Source organism: Alloacidobacterium dinghuense (genome assembly GCF_014274465.1).
Classification (GTDB): domain Bacteria; phylum Acidobacteriota; class Terriglobia; order Terriglobales; family Acidobacteriaceae; genus Alloacidobacterium; species Alloacidobacterium dinghuense.
The window spans coordinates 549,347-566,761 of the sequence record NZ_CP060394.1; the positions used below are offsets into that span (position 1 = coordinate 549,347).

The following is a 17,415-nucleotide window of genomic DNA, read 5'->3' on the forward strand; positions in this document are numbered from 1 at the left end:
ACGGTAGCCTCTCGTGCCGGGCTTGACTGCGGTTGGAGCGGAGGAAAATCCGTTGGCGAGGTCGCCGGCAGTCATAAGATGGCATCCCTGCCCGGACCGTCATTGCGCAACCCCCGATTCAATGCCATGGAGGAAATCATGCTGGGGATCGAACAAAGCGTTGGAGTCAAGGATGCGATGATCACGGCCTTTTGGGATGTTTTCTGTCAAGACACCAGTCTAGAGGCTGAGATCTCGGAGGTAATAGCAACAGTCCGAGTGTCAGAGTCTGCCTTCTATGAAGAATTTCAATCAAAAGAAGATCTCGTCTCAGCATTTCTGAAAGATCGCCATGTCATCTGGATGCGCTGGTTTGAGAACGAGATCGAGGCGAGTTACAAAGCCACTGGCGGCGGCCTGGAAATCATTGCTGACGTTTTACAGGCGGGGTTCGAAGATCCGAAGTGTTTTGGTTGTGCTTTTATCAATATCGTTACCGATGGAGGCGACTTCGACAATGAACCTTTTGTAATCGCCAGAGAGCAGAAGGAACACTTGGGACGGTTTATTGAACAGCTTGCCGTAAAAATGGGTCTCCAACAGCCGGATATGGCCGCATCTGCGGCTGTTCTTGTAATCGAACGAACGATCGTGCGCACTCTGAGAACTGGAAGCCTGGCAGAGGTTCAGACTGCGCGGCTACTCCTTCAGTGTCTTCAGCACGCATGAGTGAACACACATTCGTTCCTGAAGAGGATGCGAAGCTTGGTAAGTGCGATTTGGAGATTGGGAAGAGAGGAAAACACAATGGCAATCGAGAGCCATAGCGACGAAGTAATTCCAACATATGACGAGTCTTACTACGAGGCACTTGCAAGTGAAGAAGAGATATACCTTGAAGAAATAGAAGAAGAACTACGTTCGGAATTGATCTCGGATGCGCCACAGAACGATCGCCCACAACCAGACGATGGTGAGGAGCTTGAAACAGCATTCGAATCGTATCGAGAGGCGCAGGCAAGTCTATTTCAGGAATGAGGATCACGACAGATGTCGCTTCAACTCACAGCTGGGCGCATGGCCGCATTCTCTGACGGCGTGATTGCCGTCATCATCACCGTCATGGTACTCGAGCTTAAGGTTCCAGCCCACGATCTGCAGGACCTGGATGCTATTCGCAAGACACTCCCGATGCTCGTGATCTATGCTCTTAGCTTTGTGGAAGTGGGCATCTATTGGGTCAATCATCACTACATGGTTGATGATGTGGAACAAGTCAGTCACGGCCTGCTCTGGGCCAACCTGGGTTTTCTATTCACACTGTCGCTGACCCCATTCGGAACCGCGTGGGTCGGCGAACGCGGTCTTACTCCGTTCGCTTTGTCGCTCTATACGATCTGTTGCGCACTCCCGGCGGTTTCCTGGATTGTGCTCTCGCTCGTGGTTCGACACCGAACTTATATCCCTCTTGCCGGCAGTCCGATGAAGCAGGCAGCTTCCTCGGCCGTTTATGTAGGAGTCATTCCGATTTCTTACCACTCGCTTACAACTGCGATGGCGATGCTTGCTGCTGTTGCGATTTTATGACTTATCCCACCAAAAAGGGTCATGGAAATGACGCGTGCCAAAAGGATCCATCAACATAGTTAGTGACTGAAAGTTAGGTACGTAACGGATGGCAGGCGGTAAGTAGGTGATCATGGACGTATATAAGGCAGTCAGAAGCCGACGGGCGGTGCGCGCATTCACCGACGAGCCTGTGTCGAGGGAGGTGATGGAGCGCGTGCTGTCCGCCGCGGCTTGGGCGCCTTCCGGATCGAATATCCAGCCGTGGCATGTCTACGTGCTGACCGGCGGCCCGCTTGTCGAGCTCAAGAGGCGCGCCGGCGAGCGCGTGGCCGCAGGCGACCCCGGGGACGAGCGGGAGTACGAGATGTACCCGCCTGCACTGAAGTCCCCGTACCACGAGCGCCGAGCCGCCTTTGGCAAGCAGCGCTACGGCGCACTCGGTATTTCGCGCGAGGACCAGGAGGCGCGCCGGAGGATCGCGGCCGCGAATTGGAACTTTTTCGGCGCGCCTGCCGGGCTGTTCTGCTACATCGACCGTGACCTGGGCCTGCCCCAATGGGCCGACGTCGGCGAGTATCTGCAGACCGTCATGCTGCTGCTCCGCGCCGAGGGGCTGCACAGTTGCCTGCAGATTGGGTGGTCGGTGTATCGCAGGACCGTCGCGGAGGTCCTGTCCCCCCCGGATGAGCTCATCCTCTATAGCGGCATGTCGATCGGGTTCGAGGACGTCTCGGTGCGTGAAGACCATACGGGCCGGGCGCCCCTCGACGAGACGGTCATGTTCGTCGACAGTTTAGTTGCTCGCCTCCCGGAAGGTGAGAACCCAAAGTGGCAATCCGATCATACCTAACGAGTTTCTGTTGTTCTTGGTGAGGGACAAAGGCGCTCCACGGTTGTGCCCGCCAAGTAAAAGCAGCGATCGCGATATCCGCCCATCGCAGCCGTGCGGCAGCGTGCAATGGCCAGCAGCACTTCTCGGTGTTGCCAGTTCATCCACTTGCGGCTGTGCTCAAGAAATGCTTGTCCGGCACAGCGAACACATGTCGGCCATCTCCAGCAGAGGCCGGCTCATGAACTGTGCATCGGTCCTCCTTGCGCAGAGAACGTAAGTGCATCGAGAGGGCTAGCTGTTGCGCTAAGATGCCGCTGGGACAGATGCAGATAGATCGTCGTTTCCTCAAGGTCGCGATGACCGAGCTGCATCTGGATGGCGCGCAGGTCAGCATCGGCTTCCAGAAGATGCGTGGCGAAGCAGTGCCTCAAGGGGTGTGCGGCTGAATGTGCCTGTCCCCGAGTCCGGCGCGGCGAGCCGCGGTCCAGCATATGTTCCATATCGTCTTGTCGGAGATCGGCTGGTCCACTCCCCGATGGCCGCTGCTGCTCGGAAACAGGTAGACGCGAGGGCGCCTGGAGCGCCAGTAGACGCGCAGGGCATCGAGCAGCTTCGGACTCAACATGAAATCGCGGTTCTTGCGCCCCTTGCCTCCCTGAATATGGACAACCATGCGGGGCTGTCGATGTCGCTGACTTTCAACGTCAGAATACCGTCAAGCCTGTCCCCTTACTGTGTTCCCGATCCTCGTTCCAACATTTGATCTTGGATCAAATGGTTCCGATGGGCTGTAGGGAGCTTCTTTGTACTTTCGTGAAAGTGTCCCGCGGCAATTGTGCAGCAGGTTGCCGCACAATTGCTGGGGACGTAATGAAGGAGTTCGGGCCGATCCCAGACGGATCAGCCCACTGGCCACTCGTTGTAATGTTGCCCGCATTTTGCCCGCAAACACCGCCCATTGTGCCGGTTTTGCCGACTCAGCCGACTCGTAAGTGCTGTGCCGTCGATAATTTGTGGTTTGAATGGCATGGAAGAGGTCGTCGGTTTGATCCCGACCAGGTCCACCAATAAACCCAACAATTAGCGGATTCGCAGACCCGGCTTTGCGCTTCCCCGCTGGGGCAACTCCAGCATGAGCGCACGGAATTCCGTCACTTCCAACGGTTCCGTGACCCGCTTCTTAGTCTGGCCAGGCTTGCTTGTGAGCCGATTCGCCATCGTTACGAACTGCCTGTACGTCCCTTGGTAGCCAACGTCTCGCAATATCCGCCAAACAGCTTTCCATGGCAGTCCGATTTCTGAGATGGCCTTCAACTCCGCGGTAAGCCTCCGCAACTTAGTTAGGGGAAGCAGTGCCGCGAGTAAATCTAAGGGGTAAAGATTGGCGTCTCTTAAACCGGCTTGAGCGAGTGGGCTGCGCCCTTTTCCCACTCCTGCAGCATGCGCTCGCCAATGTCTGCGAAGTCCTGATGTTCTTTCACATAAGCACGCACTTCATTCGAGATACTGTCAATTGCTTCCGCGATGCGCTCCAGGATGCCTCTAATCTGCGACGGCGAGCCGCCGATTCGTGTTTCACCGAGGCGTTGAAGGTCTTTTGTGGCCGGCCACCGGGTGCTTCCGTTGAGTGTCAGCGCCATGCTGTCTCTGGGCAGGTAAACGGCGGTTGTAACCAAGTCGTAGACCGGCGCCAAGCGGGCCTCACCAAGTACATCTTCATAAACGATTCCGAAATTCTTCAGATGCGCGTCGCCGTTGCGCAGCGCGCAGTTAAGGGCGATTAACGTGAAGAGCTTTTCGAGATCTGTGTAGACGTGAGGCGAGTTCGCGAATTGCTGGAAGCGTTTAAGGATTGAGGTTTCATAGCTGCCGCTGTATTTTTGATCGGTGCGCCGTGCATTGAGCACACAGAAATCTTCAAAGCCACGGTACGTTCCGTCGAGGCGAAGGTCGAAGCGGTCGATTACCAGCGTGCCGCCATCATCGGAGAGTTGGAATGGGGGAACGTCGAGCCCGCATTTCTTCGCAACTTTCAGGCAAAGGTACTCGTTCGCCGCCAGTTGCGGATATTCGTTCGGTTCCCAGAACTTCACGATATGCGTCGCACCCCGATAGCTCTGCGAGAGCCGCGCATCTTTATAATCGGCCGCGAAAGCTTGCTCATCACGGACCAGTACTTTAGGCTGAACCCCACTGATGCCGGAGAATGAAGCGAATCGCTCAATTAGGTAGCGAAACAAGTCGCCGCCGCGCCGACGCTCCAGAATTTCATCGACGGATTGGAAGGGAACATCTTCTTCGAGATTTTGCTTCTGGCCGGTGTAGCGGATGCGACCGACCTGTGAGCGGCCCACGATGGCCAGCAAATCAAAGTCATCAAACGTGCCGGTGGCTTTCGCAAACGTGAGCCGCAACCGTTCGCGCAGCACGCCCTCAGGGAGATTCATCTCGAAAATGGGTGGAAGACCAAAACGCATGTCCCAGGACGCGAGGCGCACCGGCATGGTTACGGAGACCGTGCGCTCTCCAATGGTTTCGGGCAAATAGAGGAACGTGCTGCCGCGATCGCCAGAGCGGTCGAGCAGTCCTGCCTCAGCGCCGTCGGTCCAGACTTTGATCATCGCGATCCTCTTCCATCAGTTCTTCCAGCGTTGGCCGACGCCCAGCCGATTCCTGGATATGGAGTTCCACTCCGAGGGCCGACAGGAGTCGGACAATCTTGGAGAGGCCCAGTTCCCCGAGACGACCATTCTCCAGCGCGTCGAGCGTGGAATGCCCGACCTTGGCCTGTTTCGCCAGCGCAGCCTGGCTGAGGCCCAGCGTTTTGCGTCGTGCGGCGATCTGCTCGCCTATAGAGGACAGCGTTAACAAGAACCCAATATATAAGGTAAATAGTAACCCGTCAATGGATTAACCTTATATATGAGGTATTATACGTCAGCCACAAACAACGAACCGGTAGCCCGCCTGGTGAAATCTGCCCGGATGAGTCGCCACGAATCGAACTACTCAAATCAAGATTCCCAACCTCTGGCTCCAGTTTGACGGTCAGTTGCACTTTCGAGCCCTATCTATTGGGAAGTCTAAATGACATGAAAAGAGCGCAGCAGGACGCAGAGCCCAATCGCCAGGACGACAAACGTTATACCTGCTTGGACGACGACCACAAGCCGTAACTTTCCGATCTGAGCTGTTTGTGCCTCGACGGCAGACTGCATATCTTCGATCTGGGCATTTAGATCACCCTTGACACCTTCAAATGTTTGAGCCAGAGACGGCAGAGCTTCTGATACGTATTTCGACGTGGCACTAAAGTCGCCGTCAAGTTTCTCTAGACGGCTCAGAATCTGGTCTAACTTGCGTCTACCCTCTGAAGCCTTTGCGGCCTCCGAGGATAGAGTTTCGTCCAGGATCTTCAATGCCTCGGTGATGGCGTAAACGGATTCCTCGGTAGCGATGCTCAGCTCGAATTGCGACACACCATCGACAATTATCCCTTCCGGTGGGGTGATGGCATCAGGACTCTCATGTTGCTCGGTGGTTCCTGGATCAACGCGGGAGGCTTCTTGACTCCCCTGTGGTTTGATTGCGGTATCGATCTCTTGTCCCACTCCAAAACCTATTGACCCCAATAATGCCGCAAGCGCAGCAGCCGGCAAACCGACTGCCCATCCCATGCTGGCAATACCAATTCCACCGATCGCAATCGCAATGATGGTGAACAAAATCGTGAGGGATACCTTTCCACCTTCCCGTCGAACTACTGCGTTCCCAAGCCGGACGACATCTCTTCGAAATGTCGTGTCCTTTTTCAGCTTGACGATGAATCGCCAAATATTCTTTGGACTTCCGAACTCTACTTGGTGGCGATGAAAAAGATTCTGAAACTCGTCAATATGGTTCTTGAACCTGCTTACAGTTTCCTTTGTATCGGCAAAAAATGACATGTTCTGAGCGGCCTCCGGTTGGGGCTACATTCGATGAAATCTACAATGGCGCCTATCATTACGTAATCTGGAACGATCAGTTCTATGATGATCCCAAGATCAACGGATGCACAAAGGAGTGCGGCGCACCCTGGGGACATTCAAAAGGGATGGTTGCCTGGAATGAAGCGGGCGAGGGATTTGTAATGCAGGTTTCCACGCCTTCGTGGCCAGCATCGGGCAGTGCCAGATCGCCGAGGACGACTGATGGCAACACGCTGGGCTGTGTGAAGGATGATGATGTCGAAGTCAGCCAACACTTTTTCGCCTTGCGGCTGTCCAAGGATGATCTGGTCAAGGTCCTGACGGCGCTTGGCAATGCGAGCGTGGTGACTGATCCGAAGAATCCTCAGATTGTGAGTAACGGTGGGCCACCCGATGTTCAGCAGTTGGTCGAAAATCTGGGCGTGCTCTCGAAGAGCGAGAGCTACTCATCCGTTCAGTTGTCAACGGGCGTCGAGTTGATCTCGAAGCCGTCACACTTGAATGTTCCGCCATGGCAAATGGTGTCCGCGATCCTCGGTGGCGTTCCGTTGCGAACTGCCACATGGTGGGCCTCCCCGGAGATCTATTCGACTACGGCAACCTCCGACATCGGCTGCTGGAGCAATTCGCTGGGCAAGCCGGGACCGGTCGAGATTGCGACGACGGGAACATGGCAGGGAAAGACATTCGGTCTGACCGGCGGCCTGGGCACGAATTTCAATCATGCGAAGCTCGGTGTGTCCACGTCCGATACGTATCACTACGCGATCTTCGGCGACATGAACCAGCAGGGCGCGATATCGGGAAGTGACTGCGGAAGTAGCCAGAACGGGCGAGGCGGCACGTTTTATGCGATCGACAATGCACAATTGTCTCAGAGTCTTACCAGTCTGATTTCAGGATCGACTGCGCCAACCGAGGCTCCGTCTAAGTAGGGTCGCACGCTGGCTTGTTTCGCGAGTTGATTTCTAAGCGGGTGGGGTTCAGTGGGGCAGTACTGCGTCGATATTCGCGATGTACTTGCGTGAGCGCTGCGCTTCGTCTGTATCGGGGATCAGGGCGATCACCGTGCTGAAGTGAAGACGGGCTTCCTTAAGCAATTCCGTGTTGCCGTTTCCGTTGTATTCTTCCGCATACACTATGCCCAGCCGGTAGTTGGCATAAGGGTCGTCGTGCACATAGGTCAGTGCTTTCTGGCATGATTCCGCCGCTTGCTGAAATTGCTTCTGCATCCATTGGCAATCGCAGATGCCTACGTCGGCCTGCGCCCGCAACTCACGCCAGATGTCTTGCTGGGCCGCTCGCTTTTTCTTTCCGACTCCGAAGAGGCTTCCCAGGAGGTAGTAATTGAGCTGACCTCCGAGGGCGCTGTTGAAGTTGCTGAGCGAGAGATACTGCGTGTATTCGACATTCGCCTCTGAGCATTGATTGGCCTGACGCAGCGATTCCGCGAGCCAGAGATGCGCTTCAGCGTTCGCCGGGGTGAATTTGACGGCGTTCCTTCCTGAGTCGATTCCCTGATCGAAAGTGCCTTTGCGATAGAACGCCTGCGATTGCAGATACCATGCCATGCCGTTTTTGGGATCGAGTTGAACGACGGCATTGGTCTGGCGTATAGCTTCGTCAAACCCTCCGGTGTCGAGCAGTGCGGCAGCATAGCTGAGGCGCGCTTCAGAGTAGTCCGGATCGATATCGATGGCGCGCTTCAGATAAACCTCTGCTTTTTCCGGATCGTAAAGCGCCTGCCAAGTGCGTCCGAGATAGAGCGCTGCTTGACTGTATTCGGGGTCGATCTGCAATGCTTTTTCGAATTCGACCGCCGCTGCCTTGTAATTGTCCGCGAATCCGCGCGTGTAGAGTTCCATGCCTTTGTTGAAGGGCACTTCGGCTGCGTGATCCTTGTGCCTAGCGATCAGGATGCGGATACTGACGGTTGTGTCCTGCCCCGGATAAATCTGCTCCTCGCGCGGACCATCTGGCTCATAGCCGAGATGGACGCCTTTGATCGTATGCGGTCCGGGAGCAATGCCGGGGAAACGCTGCGGCTTGGCCTTGTCGATGATCCCCAGACTCTTGTCGTCAAGCCAGACTTCAGTACCGTCCATGTTGGTCTGGATCACCATGGTGCCGTAGCGCGGAGTTCCCGGGCAATTCGGTCCGGTGCATTTTGCGGAGCGCCCCGGGTTGTAGGCCAGCACCATATTTGGGTCGAAGCTTCCACGATCTGAGGTTGGATTTTGCAGTGTCTTCGTTGCGAGACGCACGTTGCTGTGGACGTATTCAGCAAGTTCGTCCGCGGTCACGATGCCATCGCCCGAAGCGTCGGCTTCTCCCTGCAATCCGCGAATGACGTAATAGGTGAAGATTCCGTGGCCGCCGCCCCACTGTGGGCTCTCGAAGCTTTGCTCGCGATCGCGGCTGGCAGTGAGCGAAAACATGGAAGTATTGAGGTCGAGAAGACTGTGGTTCACTTGCGCGGTGTCATCTTCTGGTGTAATTGCTCCGCTATGACACGCATCGGTGATGAGAACTTTCCACTTGCCGTGAATCTCTGTGCCGATATCTTTGCCCAAGTCCTCCATCGGCATCGCTGTAGTCGAGAGGTGCGCGATGTCAACGTCAGTCGGTGCGAGATAGGCTTTGCCGCCTGCGATGAATCCGTGACCAGCAAAATAGATGAGGACGCGGTCTTGCGGTCCGGTGACCGATGGCAGCCATTGTTCGAGTTCCTTGCGCAGGTTCTGTAGCGTGGCCTGTTCATTGGTCAGCTTGTGCACGTTCTCGGCAGGGAAGTTGCCGCCCTCGGCGCTGATGAGCGTGGTGTAAACGTCTTCGGCGTCGCGGTCGGCGAACTGAAGTTGTGCTTTCGCAGGAAGGTGTGTGTAATGCGCGATTCCAACAACCAGAGCGTAGCTATGCGGAATGACTGGAGCGGCCGGAGTGGGAGGTTCGGGGGCGGATTCCTTTACATGTGTGAGGTCGCGATTTTGCTGGTCGGGTGGCGGTGTGGGATTTTGCGCCGCGCCAACGGCGCTCATGCCAAGAGCAAGTACCAAAGAAAGAATGCCGCGCATAGGTCCTACTTGTGTGCCAATCGAAACTCATAAATCAGCGGACCATTCTCTCCGCTGCTGGGGGCGACAACTGTGGTCGTCGGCTTGTTGATGACGGTGATGTCGCGCGCGCTGGTTCCGGGAATGGCCGGGAGCTGCGCGGGCAGAGGGTCATCCTTGCTTACGGCGTGTGGGCCGGCCATGACATCGATACACTCGCCGCGCGCGCGAAATACGGAGTCATCGCAACGCGGAAGCAGTTCAGCCGGAGCGCCCGGGGGCGGCGGTTCGGGAGGCAACGGTGCTGGTGTGGTCTTCGTCAGCCTTACCGGGCTGATGACGAAGTAGACGGTCTCGTATCCCGGAGGATCATCGACGCGAAACCACTCGCCCTGGGCAGGCGGAATCAGATATTCGATGTCGCGTTCGACGCGATTTGTGTCCTGCGCGTCTTTTCCGGGGTACAGGACAATGTACTTGCCCGACGTACTCTGATCCATAACGTAGAGGTAGCCGTCGAAGGACGGCTTAAAGCGGAAGCGTACCAGGTCGCCGGAACGAAAGACGTGCTGCGGACTGGTGACTTCAACGTTCTTGTCTTTCGTCTGACGCTCGACCCTGATCTCCATCCGAGGAGTCTGTTGCGCGTACAAAAGATTTTGGGAGACAGCGCTCAGTGAAAAGATCAGAGCCAATAGGGAGGCATGAAACAAGCGTCTTCGCATGATTTGATTCGCCCTCAGGGACGGACTTTCATTCATGATCCAGCACAAGAGGTGCGACGACCCTCGATCCATGCGATTCAGCAGAAAGTGAATTCACGACATAGACGGCTTTTTCACTTTGCTGGGTATCATCGTTGGCCGCTGTGTTTACCTGCTCCCGAACTGGAACCAGATCGCGGCTCTGGAGTTGTTGTACTAGCGTGTCGGTGATTTGGTTCGACGCTTCCAGCGTTTCGGAGGCAGAAGGCTGGGCCGGTTGAGTAGGCGCTGTTTTCTGATCCTTAAGTCCGAAGATTGCTCCGTCGAGATCATTGATGGGGTTGACGCTCAGCATGATGAACAGATGTTCTTTGCCTGCCTGCTTGTTCAACTCAAATGCGCCATCATTGGGAATCTCGTACACCTGGCCGGATTCAACGTAGTTTGAGCCTTGCGCCGCGTCTTGACTGGGGAAGATCGGCGACCATGTGCCGCTCGATCCTTGCTGGATGATGTAGAGATAGCCCGCATGATTGGCCATGATGCTGATCTTCACGTGATCGCCGCTGTGGAAGACCGTCGACGGCAGAACCTCAACGTATTTCCCTGAGGGATCGCGCTGCAGGAGTGTGTAGCGAAGCCCGATGCGGTCGCTCGTCAGGCTCACGAGGTGCGGTTGTGCGCCATAGCCGTTTGCCACAACCGTCTGCGGGTCGATGTGTTTCACGGATGTGGTTGTCGCAGACGTAGTGGTCTTTTTTGGTTTGGGGCTGGAGGGTTTTGCGGCCTTTGCGCCAGTTGTGCCGGGGTTGGGAGTGACGCCTCCGCTCACCAGGTCGCTGGCCGACCAGAAAATGTCACGTGCGCTCATGCCCGACGGCGGGCTTGATTCCTGACCAAGGGCGATTCCAGCGGCAAGAAAGACTGCAAAGAAGAGTGAACCACGCATAGTAAGTTACCGTCCGTGTAGTAAAGACTGTAAACGGGCCAAGGCGCCCGGTTTTGGAAGATCTCGCGCACAACGAAATCCTATAATCGCCGAACTCTGATCGGAGGGAAAACCTCTCCGTAAAAAGCTCTTGAAGAATCGATCGCCGTGCGGGGAAAAGCTCCCGCCTTTAATCGAGTACCACGTCTTGGAGAAGTCTATGCTCCCAAGCTGGACATGCATATCATCAAATTCACGCTGTCCGGCTGGAAATGTGGTTGCCGTCCATTCAAAGACATTTCCGGCCATGTTGAGCGCTCCGTAGGGACTCTTGCGATCCTGATAGGAATTCACCGGCTGCAGATCTGTGGGCACGCCATCGGTCCAGGGTTGCTGTCCCCAGGGATAGGGACGGCCATCGGTTCCTCTTGCAGCTTTTTCCCACTCCTCTTCAGTCGGCAATCGCTTACCGGCCCACGCGGCATATGCTTTCGCATCGTCATAGGTCACGCCGTAGACGGGATTATCAGGCTTCGCGGTGAAATCCGCCGATTTGGGAGCCTGATGCCCGGTGGCGTCTACGAAGCGCTTGTATTCCTGGTTTGAGACTTCTGTTTCGTCGACATAGAAGCCATTCAGCGCCATAGTTTGTCTCGGTCGCGGTGATTCGGGCGAGTCGTCTCCAAAAATGAAATTGCCCGCTGGCACCAGATCCATTTTGCCGTGAGCATCCTGGAACACTGATGGCGCTCCCGCCGGGATCAGGAACAATGCCAACAGGACAGCGATTACGCAAGCGCCTAAAGCAGCTGCAATCCATGGTAGTTTGCTTTTCTTGCGTGGGCTGTCGGCTGACGTAGATTCAACACGCGTCGGAACCCCTGCGGAAATAGGGACAGGTTGTTGTACTGGCGTTTCAACGGAAGTTTGAGCTCTGGTGACCTCGCGGGCGACCGTAGGAGCGGGTGTCTGCGAGGGCGTGACCGGCTGTGACAACTCAGCTTCGATGACGGGATTCAATTGAGGCCTTAGAGAGCCTGCTGCGGAAGATGCGCCCAGTGCATGCAGTTCCTCGAGCAAGGCTAGGGGGCTTTGATAACGGTCTTCGCGGCGCTTTTGCAGCAGTTTCTGAAGCAGCTTGTCGCACACCTCCGGAAGCGCCGGATCATAGCTCAGGACAGAAGGCGGGGGCGTTGAAATGTGTGCGATCTGAATTGCTGTAACAGATTCGTTGTCGAACGGCCGTTGGCCGGTGAGAAGCTCGAAAAAGACAACGCCGAGAGAATAGAGGTCGCTGCGAACATCACACCCTTCGCCTCGAATCTGCTCCGGGCTCATGTAATAGGGAGTACCGAGGCTTTCACCCGGACGCGTCAGGCCATCGGCTAAGTCGACGGCCTTCGAGATGCCGAAGTCGAGGATCATGATCCGGCCATTGGTATCGAGGAGCATGTTGGCCGGCTTTAGATCGCGGTGAACGACACGCTTGGATTCAGACCAAACCAGCGCCTCAGCGGTTTGCGCAACTATGTTTGCTGCGTCTCCAGGGGTGAGCTTGCCATGACGGCGCAGATAGCTTGCCATATCCTCGCCGGAGATGTACTGCATGATGAGATAGTGAAGGCCATCGCCCTGGCCTATATCAAAGATTGGAACGATGTTCGGGTGGCCGGAGAGGGAAGCTGCGGTACGCGCCTCCTGCTCGAAACGGGCGACAATGTTAGCATCCTGGGCTAGATATTCGGCCAAAACCTTTATCGCAAAGACGCCACCGTGACGGCGATGCCTGGCCAGGAACACCTGAGCCATGCCCCCTCCGCCGATTCGGCGCATGACCTGGTATTTGTCCCCGAGAAGCGTCTCGAGTCCAGCTATCTTTTGATCCTCAGTTAGCATTGGTTGGCAATTATACGACTCGCGTCAGCAGACTTTTGTGCAGAATAACCCGTATCGCATAGAACGGAGAAACGCTTCGGGGGGACGGCGCACTATCCCGCAAAGCTTTGCTGCAGAAGCTGGTAGCTTCCGGGGTACAGCAAGAAATGTCTTGTAAGGTTGCGCAGCGAAGGTGATAATGACTCGCGCTGAGGGGTTGGGCCTTTTGTAGGTCGCCCCGGCAAGTGTCTCCGAGGGCCCTCCCATGCTACGTAAAAAATTGCGCGTTGTTTCTCCGCGTCTGGTCGATTGTCTATCCGCTGTGTCGCTCTTCACGATGCTTGGTTGCGGGACAGCGCCGATGAACTCGCCCTCTCCAACGCTGCCATCCCCTACCACTACTGCGGGGAGCAACGTCGCCACTGGTGCGATTCTCGGATATGTGTGGGATCAGACGGCCACAGGCCTTCGCCCGATTTTTGGGGTGCCTGGTGCGGCTCAGTTTGGATCGCCGATCTACGGAGGGGCAGCGTACAACAACGCTGTTGCGTGCGCCGATAAGAAATTCGCGTTGCTGACCAATTCTGGCGGACAGGCAGCAGTGGCGCCTCTGCCTTCAGGCATGCCGGTGCAGGTGGCAGATCACCTCTCAGCAAAAGAGCAGATTGCGATCAGTCCTACCTGCTCAGCGGCGCTCCTGTACGCGCCCGGTAGTTCTAACGCGACTCTGGTTCTCGGACTGCCTGCAATTCCGAAGGCGCAATCCCTCGATTTATCGCAAGCGGGCGCGATCACAAGCGCCGTGGTGAGCGACACGGGATTGGTCCTCGCAGCATCTGGCCAGACAGCCGGAGCAACTAGCGTGACCGCTATATCGACAGATGGAAGTGCGACGCAGATCACGACTGTAGCGAGCTTTGGAGGAATGAGTTTTCTTCCGTCGACGCAGAATGCTCTCATTGCTGACGGTGGACGGAGCACGATCTGGATGGCCTCGAATCTTCCCGCAAACTCGTTGAATCGTGTTGCTTCTACGGCAGACGGCGTGACACAGCCGGTAGCGGTTGCATCGTCAAGCGATGGACGCTGGATTGTTGTCGCGAACCAGAGCGGAACGATTCTGCGGCTCGATCTGACTCGTCAAAGCGCGCCTGCGCAAGCTGTGTGTAAAAGCTGTACTGCGCCAAAACTTATTCCGCTTGGTGGCAACAGCACGTTCCTGTTATCTGATCTGACTTCGGGACCGATCTGGACATTTGACGGAGACTCGCCGTCGCCGCGCATCGTCTTTATTCCCGCAATCAAAGCGAGCACCACAGCGGGGGTGGCGCGATGAGAACGTTCAGGAGTGAATTCCCGCGCGTCGCTTCGTTCATCGGGTTATTCATGCTTGCTCCGTTGTGTGCAGGCGCACAAGAGCAGCCACAGCCGCCACCGGCATACAATAGCGCGACTTCGCTCACATCGAATAGCCCTACCCTGACATTGCCCGGCAGCCTGACCTTGACGAGCGTGGTTTCAGCTCCGAATGGTGGAGGTGTTCCCACCGGCAAGGTGACCTTCGACTACGATACGACCAACTCGCTCGGAACTGCGAACCTCACTATTCTCACGAAAACCGAGGCCTTTCCGACGGCACCCTCGAATGCGTTTGCGTTCGGCACTGAACCATTTCCCTTTTGGGCGACGAGCTTATTCAGCGCGACGGAGATGGATCTTGCGATCATCGATCAAAACCTATCCACCTCTGACGGCAGTCCCATCGTCACGATCTTTCCCGGACTCGGGCGGGGCGGATTCGGTACTCCAACCCCGCATACCGTAGAGATCAACAAAACACTGCCCAATGGCGCCTACATCGACGCAATCGCCAGCGGGGATTTCCATAACGATGGCAACCAGGAATTCCTGCTTCATCTAAAGGAATACGGCGAATCGTCAGGTCCAGTGCCGAGCGCGTATGACATGGTAGATTCGAAGCTTACCGATACCTTCATCGGCGTGCCGCCGCCGTGCGCAGAGGGCGATCCGAATTGCAATTTCAACGACCAGGATAATGAGGTGCTTGCAGTCGACGACTTCAATGGAGACGGCTATGCCGACGTCGGTGTGCTTGTAACCAATTATTTCGGAGTTCTGCAAAACTATCTCGGCTACAATCCGGTTACGCAGCCTCGCATCCGCATCGGTATCAATAACAAGGGAACCGCTGGTGTCCCCTTTTTCTCGTTTGGTCCGAACGCAACGCTTCCCACTTTCGTGGACACGGTGAATACGGGGGCCACGGATTATTACTGCCCACAAGCGATCGCGACCGGCCAGTTTCGAAAGAACGGGAGCAAAGATGTTGTCTCGGTGGGTAGGCAAAGCGTCTGGTACTACAACTCCTATACAGGCGGCTATTACACGAACTATTGTACTCAGCCTTCTTCGCCTGGCTACCTGGTGCTGCTGCTGGGCGACGGCACAGGAAACCTGACCAGCCAGACGCCCATTCAACTCGGAAGTAGTCCTGCTGCGGTCGGGGTTGGGGACTTTAACAAGGACGGCAACCTCGATGCCGTTGTGGTGGATCAGGTAGACAACACGGTTGAAATTCTCTACGGCAAAGGAGACGGAACGTTCTCTGCACAGCCGTTCACAATCACTGCTGGAAATGGTCCGGACAGCATACAGGTTGCCGATTTCAACGGCGACGGCTACCCCGACGTTGCCATCGGCGACTATGCGGACGGCATTGTTTATCTTCTCTTGAACGATGGAACTGGGAAGCTTCTGGCGCCTGTCAATGTCTACGCCGGCATTGCTGCGGAGCCAGTCGCCATCCTTGCGCAGGATATGAATGGAGATGGACTTGCAGACCTGACGGCGCTGTCGTCTCGCTTGATAGTGGACGGAGGAACAGCCGCTCTTGCTGCCGCCGCAACGAACAATGTGGCGGTTCTTCTGAATTCAGCATCAGCGCAGGCGACGTTGACCACGGCAATGATGACGCTGCCCTCCGGCAATCGTACGCTCACTGCGAATTTCCCCGGCGACTTGAATTTCAACAGCAGTACATCTGCCGGCGATGCCGTCGTTGTCATGCAAACTCCGTCAGTCATCCAGTGGCTCGCACCGGCTGCTATCCAATACGGTACACAGCTCAGCGCAACACAGTTGGACGCCACCGCGAGTTTGCCCGGAACCTTCGCATACACGCCCCCGGCGGGAACCGTTTTGAATGCCGGTACTCAGACGCTTTCCGCGCTCTTCGTTCCAACAGATAATTTCAATTACTCCAACGCGACGGCGACTGTGCCCATCACTGTCACGAAAGCTCCTTCTGTCATCACCTGGCCTCCTCCTGCCGCGATAGAGTATGGAACTCCGCTCGGAGCTACACAGCTCAATGCATCTGCCAACATACCGGGCACCTTCGTTTATACGCCCGCCGCAGGGACCATCCTCACTCCGGGCACTTCGACCCTCTCCGTAGCCTTCACTCCTGCGAATGCCGTTGACTACAATCCGGCGACCGCCACGGTGTCCATTAGCGTTAACGGAGCTTCCCTGGTCAGCATCGCTCCGACCAACGCAAATCTTGGAAGCGCGGCCTTTAACCTGACTGTTGTCGGGCAGGGATTTACCCAGGGCGCAACTGTTCTGTGGAACGGTTCACCGCTGAGCACCTCTTACGTCGACCTGAACCATCTGATAGCTCAGGTGCCGGCTTCATTGCTCAAAACGGTGGGAACAGCAACCGTTACTGTCATGGATCCGGCCTCAGTTCCTGTCGCTGGCTCGGCAATATTTACCATTACGCCTCCACCTGCAGTTGCTACAGCAACCGCGCCGCAAACCAGCGATCCGGCCACGGACCAGAGTGTTCAGCTTACGCTGAGTCCGTATCCGGCCGACATAACAGTTACGCTCACGCTTAGTTTTGCGCCGACACCGCCGAATACAGTCGGTGACCCGGCGGTTCTGTTTGCCAATGGCACGACCGTGGATACATTTGTCGTCCCCGCCAATTCAACGGCAGCGATTGCTCCGGTCAGCTTCCAAACCGGCACCACCGCCGGAACCATCACGATTACCTTTCAACTTACGGCTGGCGGAGCGAACGTCACTCCGTCGACGCTTGCTCCGATCGTGGTTACGGTGCCTGCTTTGCCTCCGGTGATCACCAGTGCGAAGCTTACCCGGAATGGCCAGTCTATCCAGTTGGTAATCGAAGGGATCTCCTCGACGCGCGACATGTCACAGGCGGAGTTCCAGTTCACGCCTGCGTCTGGCGCGACTCTCAAAACAACAGACTTAACGGTGTCGCTGTCGGGGGCGTTCACCACGTGGTATTCAGATGCAACTTCGGACGCATTTGGCACGGCATTCCAATATACGCAGCCGTTTACGCTCGACAGTAATGCTACCGATGTTCAAAGCGTCACCGTGACCCTTACAAATTCTGTGGGCCCATCACAACCTGCTACTGCTCAATGATGCCTGGTGAGAGATGAAGGAT

At 56.1% G+C, this 17,415-nt stretch carries 17 protein-coding genes; 8 read left to right on the forward strand and 9 right to left on the reverse strand.

Features of this window, described 5'->3' with window-relative positions:
* The first annotated feature begins 126 nt into the window (after positions 1-126).
* From H7849_RS02215 to H7849_RS02230, 4 genes are all read left to right on the forward strand, one after another.
* A complete protein-coding gene (locus H7849_RS02215; protein WP_186743804.1) occupies positions 127-708 on the forward strand; it encodes a TetR/AcrR family transcriptional regulator in 582 nt (193 codons plus the stop codon).
* Between the two features lie 78 nt (positions 709-786).
* The gene (locus H7849_RS02220) at positions 787-1,017 is read left to right on the forward strand and encodes a hypothetical protein (RefSeq protein WP_186743806.1); all 231 of its coding nucleotides are present in this window, start codon (positions 787-789) and stop codon (positions 1,015-1,017) included.
* 12 nt (positions 1,018-1,029) lie between these two features.
* Complete coding sequence (locus tag H7849_RS02225) at positions 1,030-1,566, forward strand: TMEM175 family protein (protein ID WP_186743808.1); 537 nt, start codon at positions 1,030-1,032, stop codon at positions 1,564-1,566.
* Positions 1,567-1,678: 112 nt separating this feature from the next.
* Positions 1,679-2,398, forward strand: a complete 720-nt coding sequence (locus H7849_RS02230) for a nitroreductase (RefSeq protein ID WP_186743810.1) — start codon at positions 1,679-1,681, stop codon at positions 2,396-2,398.
* Between the two features lie 218 nt (positions 2,399-2,616).
* On the opposite strand, the gene H7849_RS27275 is transcribed toward H7849_RS02230, so the two are convergent.
* Complete coding sequence (locus H7849_RS27275; protein WP_432756537.1) at positions 2,617-2,757, reverse strand: hypothetical protein; 141 nt, start codon at positions 2,755-2,757, stop codon at positions 2,617-2,619.
* On the opposite strand from H7849_RS27275, the gene H7849_RS27280 reads away from it, so the two are divergent.
* Positions 2,704-2,826, forward strand: coding sequence for a hypothetical protein (locus H7849_RS27280; RefSeq protein ID WP_432756559.1), 123 nt, complete (start codon positions 2,704-2,706; stop codon positions 2,824-2,826). The two genes, H7849_RS27275 and H7849_RS27280, sit on opposite strands and share 54 nt — an antisense overlap.
* Here H7849_RS27280 and H7849_RS02240 read toward each other — a convergent pair.
* The 4 genes from H7849_RS02240 to H7849_RS02255 all read right to left on the reverse strand — a co-directional run bounded on the left by H7849_RS02240 (position 2,808) and on the right by H7849_RS02255 (position 6,327).
* Positions 2,808-3,053: a tyrosine-type recombinase/integrase gene (locus tag H7849_RS02240; RefSeq protein ID WP_186743814.1), complete on the reverse strand. Its 246-nt coding sequence runs from the start codon at positions 3,051-3,053 to the stop codon at positions 2,808-2,810. The genes H7849_RS27280 and H7849_RS02240 overlap by 19 nt on opposite strands.
* 718 nt (positions 3,054-3,771) lie before the next feature.
* The gene (locus H7849_RS02245; RefSeq protein ID WP_186743816.1) at positions 3,772-5,001 is read right to left on the reverse strand and encodes a type II toxin-antitoxin system HipA family toxin; all 1,230 of its coding nucleotides are present in this window, start codon (positions 4,999-5,001) and stop codon (positions 3,772-3,774) included.
* Positions 4,973-5,251, reverse strand: coding sequence for a helix-turn-helix domain-containing protein (locus H7849_RS02250; protein ID WP_186743818.1), 279 nt, complete (start codon positions 5,249-5,251; stop codon positions 4,973-4,975). The genes H7849_RS02245 and H7849_RS02250 overlap by 29 nt, the downstream gene beginning before the upstream one ends.
* A gap of 212 nt (positions 5,252-5,463) precedes the next feature.
* Entirely contained in the window at positions 5,464-6,327 is an 864-nt protein-coding gene (locus tag H7849_RS02255; RefSeq protein ID WP_186743820.1) for a hypothetical protein, read from the reverse strand.
* Between H7849_RS02255 and H7849_RS02260 the strand changes: the two genes are divergently transcribed.
* The gene (locus H7849_RS02260) at positions 6,321-7,286 is read left to right on the forward strand and encodes a deoxyribonuclease II family protein (RefSeq protein ID WP_186743821.1); all 966 of its coding nucleotides are present in this window, start codon (positions 6,321-6,323) and stop codon (positions 7,284-7,286) included. The genes H7849_RS02255 and H7849_RS02260 overlap by 7 nt on opposite strands.
* A gap of 48 nt (positions 7,287-7,334) precedes the next feature.
* Here the strand turns inward: H7849_RS02260 and H7849_RS02265 are convergent, their stop codons facing one another.
* The 4 genes from H7849_RS02265 to H7849_RS02280 are packed head-to-tail and all read right to left on the reverse strand — an operon-like array spanning position 7,335 to position 12,932.
* Positions 7,335-9,425 (reverse strand): tetratricopeptide repeat protein, encoded by a 2,091-nt coding sequence (locus tag H7849_RS02265; RefSeq protein ID WP_186743823.1) that lies wholly within the window; start codon positions 9,423-9,425, stop codon positions 7,335-7,337.
* 5 nt (positions 9,426-9,430) lie between these two features.
* A complete protein-coding gene (locus tag H7849_RS02270; RefSeq protein ID WP_186743825.1) occupies positions 9,431-10,129 on the reverse strand; it encodes a DUF4384 domain-containing protein in 699 nt (232 codons plus the stop codon).
* A 28-nt stretch (positions 10,130-10,157) separates the two neighbouring features.
* Positions 10,158-11,057 (reverse strand): DUF4384 domain-containing protein, encoded by a 900-nt coding sequence (locus tag H7849_RS02275; protein WP_186743826.1) that lies wholly within the window; start codon positions 11,055-11,057, stop codon positions 10,158-10,160.
* A 6-nt stretch (positions 11,058-11,063) separates the two neighbouring features.
* The gene (locus H7849_RS02280) at positions 11,064-12,932 is read right to left on the reverse strand and encodes a bifunctional serine/threonine-protein kinase/formylglycine-generating enzyme family protein (RefSeq protein ID WP_349627452.1); all 1,869 of its coding nucleotides are present in this window, start codon (positions 12,930-12,932) and stop codon (positions 11,064-11,066) included.
* A gap of 244 nt (positions 12,933-13,176) precedes the next feature.
* Here H7849_RS02280 and H7849_RS02285 point away from each other — a divergent pair, with 244 nt between their 5' ends.
* Positions 13,177-14,247, forward strand: a complete 1,071-nt coding sequence (locus H7849_RS02285; RefSeq protein ID WP_186743836.1) for a hypothetical protein — start codon at positions 13,177-13,179, stop codon at positions 14,245-14,247.
* Positions 14,244-17,393, forward strand: coding sequence for an FG-GAP repeat domain-containing protein (locus tag H7849_RS02290; protein WP_186743838.1), 3,150 nt, complete (start codon positions 14,244-14,246; stop codon positions 17,391-17,393). Before H7849_RS02285 ends, H7849_RS02290 begins: the two co-directional genes overlap by 4 nt.
* The last annotated feature ends 22 nt before the right edge of the window (positions 17,394-17,415 follow it).